The sequence below is a fragment of the Pseudomonas sp. GD04158 genome (assembly GCF_029834875.1).
In the GTDB taxonomy this organism is placed as follows: domain Bacteria; phylum Pseudomonadota; class Gammaproteobacteria; order Pseudomonadales; family Pseudomonadaceae; genus Aquipseudomonas; species Aquipseudomonas hydrolytica.
In genome coordinates this window covers 74815-81222 of record NZ_JAODYT010000016.1, presented here as the reverse complement: position 1 = coordinate 81222, position 6408 = coordinate 74815, and the positions used below count along the sequence as shown (strand labels likewise).

The following is a 6408-nucleotide window of genomic DNA, read 5'->3' as shown; positions in this document are numbered from 1 at the left end:
CGCCTGTGGCTGTGGGCGGGCGGATGCTCAGGGCTTTTTTGCCCAGCGCGGCGGTACGCGCCGCTCGCCCATGGCCTGTGGCTGCGCCGGCAGCTCACCCCACTGACCTTCGCCCTGGCTCTGCTGCCGCGCCTGCTGCGGCGCCTGGTTCTGCTCGGGCGGCGTGGCAGCCGGCGGCTGTTGCTGGCGACGGCGATGGCGCAGGACGAAGTCCTCCACTGCGTCGATATCCACAGGCTCGATAGCCGCCGCGCCGCGCCAGGCGGCATGGGCGCGAGCGGCGCGCAGCCAGACCAGATCGGCGCGCAGACCATCGACGCCGGCAGCGAAGCAGCGCTGGCTGATCTCGCTCAAGGCGGCGTCATCCAGCGGGATATCGACCAGGCGCTGGCGGGCGTTCTGGCAACGGGCAGCGAGGGCATCCTGCTCGCCCTGCCAGCGTTGCAGGAAAGCAGCAGGATCGGCATCGAAGGCCAGCCGGCGACGGACGATCTCGGCGCGTTCGGCCGGTTGCGGCTGGCCATCGAGGGCCAGGTTGAGGCCGAAGCGATCGAGCAGTTGCGGACGCAGCTCACCCTCCTCGGCGTTCATGGTGCCGATCAGCACGAAGCGCGCGGCATGCCGATGGGAGATGCCGTCACGCTCGACATGGTTGACCCCGCTGGCGGCGGCATCGAGCAGCAGATCGACCAGATGATCCGGCAGCAGGTTGACCTCATCGACATAGAGCACGCCGCCGTTGGCGCGCGCCAGCAGCCCGGGAGAGAACTGCGCCCGACCTTCGCCCAGCGCCGCGTCCAGATCCAGGGTGCCGACGATGCGCTCCTCGCTCGCCCCCAGCGGCAGGGTGACGAAGCGCCCGCCCTCCAGCAGATCGGCCAGGCCTCGGGCCAGGGTGGACTTGGCCATGCCGCGCGGGCCTTCGATCAGCACGCCGCCGATGGCCGAGTCGATGGCCGCCAGGCACAGCGCCAGCTTCAGCGAATCGGCACCGACCACGGCGGCGAGGGGGAAGTGGTATTCGGTCATGGCTCAGGCCTGTGGATAAATGCGTTGCGACTGTAGCCCGAATGAAATCCGGGAGTGATGACTCAGACCGCCCCGGATTGCATCCGGGCTACGAAATATTCCCTCTGCCATCAACGGGAGAGGCGAGAAAAGCGCTCGCATCAGCTTTCCTCGCTATCGAGCAGCAGGTTTTCCAGCGCTTCGCGGTACTCGCCGGGATTCTCCCACAGGCCGCGCTGCTGGGCTTCCAGCAGGCGTTCGAGGATATCGTTGAGCGCCCCCGGGTTGTGCTGTTGGATAAAATCGCGGGTGTCCTTGTCGAGCAGGTAGGCATCGGTGAGCAGCGCGTACTGGTGGTCGTCCACCAGCTCGCTGGTGGCGTCGAAGGCGAACAGGTAGTCGATGGTCGCCGCCAGCTCGAAGGCGCCCTTGTAGCCGTGGCGCTTCATGCCCTCGATCCACTTGGGATTGGCAGCACGGGCACGCACCACACGGTTGAGTTCTTCCTTGAGGCTGCGGATGCGCGGCGTATCCGGCTGGCTGTTGTCGCCAAAGTAGCTGGCCACCTTAAGCCCGCGCAGGGTTTCCACCGCCGCCAGCATGCCGCCCTGAAACTGGTAGTAGTCGTTGGAATCGAGGATGTCGTGCTCGCGGTTGTCCTGGTTGTGCAGCACCGCCTGCATCTGCTCCAGGCGCTCGACGAAGCGCTGCCGCGCGGGTGCGCCCTCGGCGCCGCTGCCGTAGGCGTAGCCGCCCCAGTTCAGATACACCTCGGCCAGATCCGCGCGGCTCTGCCACAGGCGCTCCTCGATGGCGTTCTGCACCCCGGCGCCATAGGCCCCCGGCTTGGCGCCGAACACCCGCCAGCCGGCCTGACGCCGCGCCTCGGCTTCATCCAGGCCACCATCCTTGAGCGCCAGCGACTCGCGCCAGACCCGCGCCGACAGCGGGTTCATGTCTTCCGGCTCGTCCAGCTCGATCACCGCCTGCACGGCCTCGTCGAACAGGCGGATCAGGTTGCTGAAGGCATCGCGGAAGAAGCCCGACACGCGCAGGGTGACATCCACCCGGGGGCGGCCCAACTGCTCCAGCGGCAACACATCGAAACGCTCGACGCGCTGGCTACCCGGCTGCCATACCGGGCGCACGCCCATCAGCGCCAGCGCCTGGGCGATATCGTCGCCGCCGGTACGCATGGTCGCCGTGCCCCATACCGACAGGCCGAGCTGGCGCAGGTGGTCGCCCTCGTCCTGCAGGTGGCGCTCCAGCAGGCGATCCGCCGCCTGCACGCCGAGGCGCCAGGCAGTGGGCGTGGGCAAGTGGCGCACGTCGACGGTGAAGAAGTTGCGCCCAGTGGGCAGCACGTCCAAGCGTCCGCGACTCGGCGCGCCACTCGGCCCGGCAGGCACGAAACGCCCCTCCAGCGCGGCCAGCAGACCGCCCATTTCGGCGTCGCCGCAGGCATCCAGCAACGGCGCGATATGCTCGGCCAGGCCGTCGAGAATCAGCGCCACCTCGGCGCCAAAGGCTTCGCTGCACTCCCCTGCCAGGCGCTGTTCGATCAGCCTCAGCGCCAGCAGCTCCAGGCGCTCGCGGGTATCGCCGACGGTGCGCCACAGGCTGTTATCCACAGCCATCAGCACTTGTGGACGGGGCCCCGCCCAGGCCTGGCCCATATCGCAGTCCAGCGGATCTAGGCCCAGCTCCAGGCCGCGCGCCAGTGCGCGCAGCAGGCTGGCATTGGCGCCCTGGCCATCGCCACGTGGGATGCGCAGCAAGGCCAGCAGGGTGTCGCGGCGCAGCTGGCCAGTCGGCGACTCGCCGAACACATGCAGGCCATCGCGGATCTGCGATTCCTTGAGGTCGCAGAGGTAGGCATCGAGCTGCGGCAGCCAGCTGTCGGCATCGTCGTTGAGTTGCAGGCCCAGCTCGCGGTCGAGGCTGGCCTCGCGCACCTTGGCCAGGATCTCACCGCGTAGCTCCACGGCGCGGCGCTGGTCGAGCTGGCTGGCGTCGTAGTACTCGTCGGCCAGGCGCTCCAAATCACGCAGCGGGCCATAGCTTTCGGCGCGAGTCAGCGGCGGCATCAGATGGTCGATGATCACCGCCTGGGTGCGGCGCTTGGCCTGCGCGCCCTCGCCCGGGTCGTTGACGATAAAGGGATAGATATTCGGCAGCGGGCCGATCAGCGCCTGCGGCCAGCAGCCCTCGGACAGGCCGACGCTCTTGCCCGGCAGCCATTCCAGATTGCCATGCTTGCCGACGTGGATCAGCGCATCGGCGGCGAAGACCTTGCGCAGCCAGGCGTAGAAGGCGATATAGCCGTGCGGCGGCACCAGATCCGGGTCGTGGTACACCGCCGCCGGGTCGAGCTGGTAGCCGCGCGCCGGCTGGATGCCGACGAAGCACAGACCGAAGCGCAGCCCGGCCACCATCATCCGCCCGCAGCGGAACATGGGATCATCCTGCGGCTCGCCCCAACGCTCGCGTACTGCCTGCTGATTCTGCTCAGGCAGGCTGTGGAAAAACGTCAGGTAGTCGTCCAGCGCCAGGCTCTGCGCACAGGGGCGCGTATCCAGGCCATCCAGATCGTTGGTGACGCCGCCGAGCAGGCTGTGGACAAGTGCGGTGCCGCTATCGGGCAGGTTATCCACCGGATAGCCCTGGGTCTGCAGCGCGTGGAGGATATTCAGCGCGGCGGCCGGCGTATCCAGACCCACGCCATTGCCGATACGGCCATCGCGGGTCGGGTAGTTGGCAAGAATCAGCGCGATTCGCTTCTGATCGTTGCTTTTAAGCGCCAACTGACACCAGTTACGCGCCAGTTCAGCGACGAAGGCCATACCCGATTCGTGTGCCTGGTAGCACACCACATCGCTCTGGCTGCGCTCGCTGCGCCAGGCCAGACCCTTGAAGCTGATGGCGGTGCCGATCAGCCGGCCATCCAGCTCGGGCAGTACCACATGCATGGCCAGGTCACGCGAGCCCAGGCCCTGGGCGCTGGCCTGCCACTGCGCCTGGTTATCCAGCGAGCAGATGGCCTGCAGCACCGGGATATCGCGGCGGAACACCCGCGCCTGTGGCGCCTCAGGGTTGGACAGGGCAAAGCCGGTGGTATTGATGATCAGCGCGGCGTTCGTTTCGTCCAGCCAGTCCTGCACCTGGCCCAGACAGGCCGGCTCCTTGAGGCTGGCCACCGCAATCGGCAGCGGGTTAAGGCCCTGGCCGAATAGGTGCTGGCAGAAGGTATCGACGAAGGCAGTGTTCGCCGACTGCACATGGTTGCGGTAGAACAGCAGCGCCACCACAGGCGCGTCAGGCTGCCACTGCGCATGCCAGTCGGCCAGCGTGGCCGGACTGTGCTGCGGGTGATAGAGGCCGACACGCGGCAGCGCTTGCGGCTCCTGCCAGGCATCGTCGCGCCCCAGCCAGCGGCTGCCGATGCAGCGAAACAGCTGGCGGGCATTGTCCAGCCCGCCCTGACGCAGGTATTGCCACAGGCGCTGGCTGTCTTCTTCCCCGACGTTGCCGAGCGCGCTCAGCTCCGGGTCGGGCTTGTCGTCACCCGGCACCATGATCACTGTGGCGCCGCGCGCACCCAGCTCAACCAGGCGCTCGACGCCATAGTGCCAGTAGCTCACCCCGCCATGCACCGAGATCAGGATGACCTTGGCATGCTGCAGCACCTGCTCGACGTAGTAATCCACCGAGGCGTGGTTGCTCAGCTGCGCCGGGCTGGCCAGGCGCAGGCTGGGGTAGTCGTCCGGCAGTTGCCGCGCCGCTTCGGCCAGCAACGACAGGTGCGAATCACCCGTGCACAGGATCACCAGCTCGGCCGGGGTCTGGCCGAGGTCGGCGATGCTGTCGGCCGGCAGTTGAGCACCGGGTTGGGTACGCAGTAAGTGCATCTACGAATCCAAGGACATCGCCCGCAAGCGGGCTCCTACAGGGTGTGTGTAGGAGCCCGCTTGCGGGCGATCATTATCAAGCCAGCGCCGCCTTCAGCTCGGCTTCAATAGCCGCGCGGTCGAGCTGCTGGCCGATCAGCACCAGGCGGCTCACACGCGGCTCGTCGGCCTGCCAGGCGCGGTCGAAATGGCGGTCGAAGCGCTGGCCGACGCCCTGCACCAGCAGGCGCATAGGTTTGCCAGGGATTGCCGCGAAGCCTTTTACCCGCAGGATGCCGTACTGGGACACCGCCGCCTTCAGCGCAGCGAGCAGGCGCGCCTCCTCGGCTTCGGGTAGTTCCACGTGGAACGAGTCGAATTCCTCGTGATCATGGTCTTCATCTTCGTCGTCGTGATGGGTACGGCGGCTGTCGATATGCAGCTCGGTTTCGCTGTTCAGGCCCAGCAGCACGTCCAGCGGCAGCTCGCCGCCGTGCGCCTCGATCACCTTCACCGCTGGCGGCAGTTCCTCGGCCACCTCGGCGCGCACCGCGGCCAGTGCCTCGGCATCGAGCAGGTCGGCCTTGTTGAGAATCACCAGGTCGGCGCTGGCCAGCTGATCGGCGAAGAGTTCATGCAGCGGCGACTCGTGGTCGAGGTTGGGGTCGAGCTTGCGCTGCTCGTCCACCTGATCGGGGAAGGCGGCGAAGGTGCCGGCGAGCACTGCCGGGCTGTCGACCACGGTGATCACCGCGTCGACCGTGCAGGCGTTGCGGATTTCCGGCCAGTTGAAGGCCTGCACCAGCGGCTTGGGCAGGGCCAGACCACTGGTCTCGATCAGGATGTGGTCGAGGTCACCCCGGCGCGCCACCAGTTCGCGCATCACCGGGAAGAACTCTTCCTGCACGGTGCAGCACAGGCAGCCGTTGGCCAGCTCGAAGACCCGACCGTTGGCCTCTTCCTCACTGCAGCCGATGGAACACTGCTTGAGGATCTCGCCATCGATACCCAGCTCGCCGAACTCGTTGACGATCACCGCGATACGGCGTCCTTCGGCATGGGCCAGCAGGTGGCGCAGCAAGGTGGTTTTGCCGGCACCGAGAAAACCGGTGACGATGGTGACAGGCAGTTTGGCGAGGGTTTTCATGGTGGCCCCGTGGCGTCGGTCAATTCGGCGGACGGGTACGGGCAGACAGGCACGCAGAGGCATGCTGGCCGCATCGGATCACCCCGTCCGAGCAAGTGGCTGGTCAATCGAGGCAGGTCTCCTGGCTCACGGCTTGCGCGGCGCGCGTCCCTTCACCTTCCCGCCGGTTGGCAGTGGTCTAACGAAGGGCATAACCGTTCACAGTTGCGGGGGCAGCCAGGGCATCGACCCTGTTCCCTCTTAGCTTCGCCGCGCTTCGGCGGCGAAGAACCTCGAAAGCAAGAAGGCTACGCAGGCCGCGGCGGCCGGTCAATCGCGGTTGACCGCTGGCAGGTGCCATGTTGAGCTACGCCACCGCTCAGCCCG

Annotated in this window: 3 protein-coding genes and 1 riboswitch; all 3 genes read right to left on the bottom strand. The window is 67.2% G+C overall.

Annotated elements, in window-relative coordinates:
• Positions 1–27: 27 nt before the first annotated feature.
• The 3 genes from N7333_RS09140 to cobW all read right to left on the bottom strand — a co-directional run bounded on the left by N7333_RS09140 (position 28) and on the right by cobW (position 6042).
• A complete protein-coding gene (locus N7333_RS09140; RefSeq protein ID WP_129483742.1) occupies positions 28–1029 on the bottom strand; it encodes an AAA family ATPase in 1002 nt (333 codons plus the stop codon).
• Positions 1030–1169: 140 nt separating this feature from the next.
• Positions 1170–4916, bottom strand: a complete 3747-nt coding sequence (cobN, locus tag N7333_RS09135; RefSeq protein WP_129483743.1) for a cobaltochelatase subunit CobN — start codon at positions 4914–4916, stop codon at positions 1170–1172.
• A 76-nt stretch (positions 4917–4992) separates the two neighbouring features.
• On the bottom strand, positions 4993–6042 hold the full coding sequence (gene cobW / locus N7333_RS09130; protein WP_129483744.1) for a cobalamin biosynthesis protein CobW: 1050 nt from the start codon (positions 6040–6042) through the stop codon (positions 4993–4995).
• Positions 6043–6135: 93 nt separating this feature from the next.
• Positions 6136–6332: riboswitch (cobalamin riboswitch) on the bottom strand.
• Positions 6333–6408: the final 76 nt, after the last annotated feature.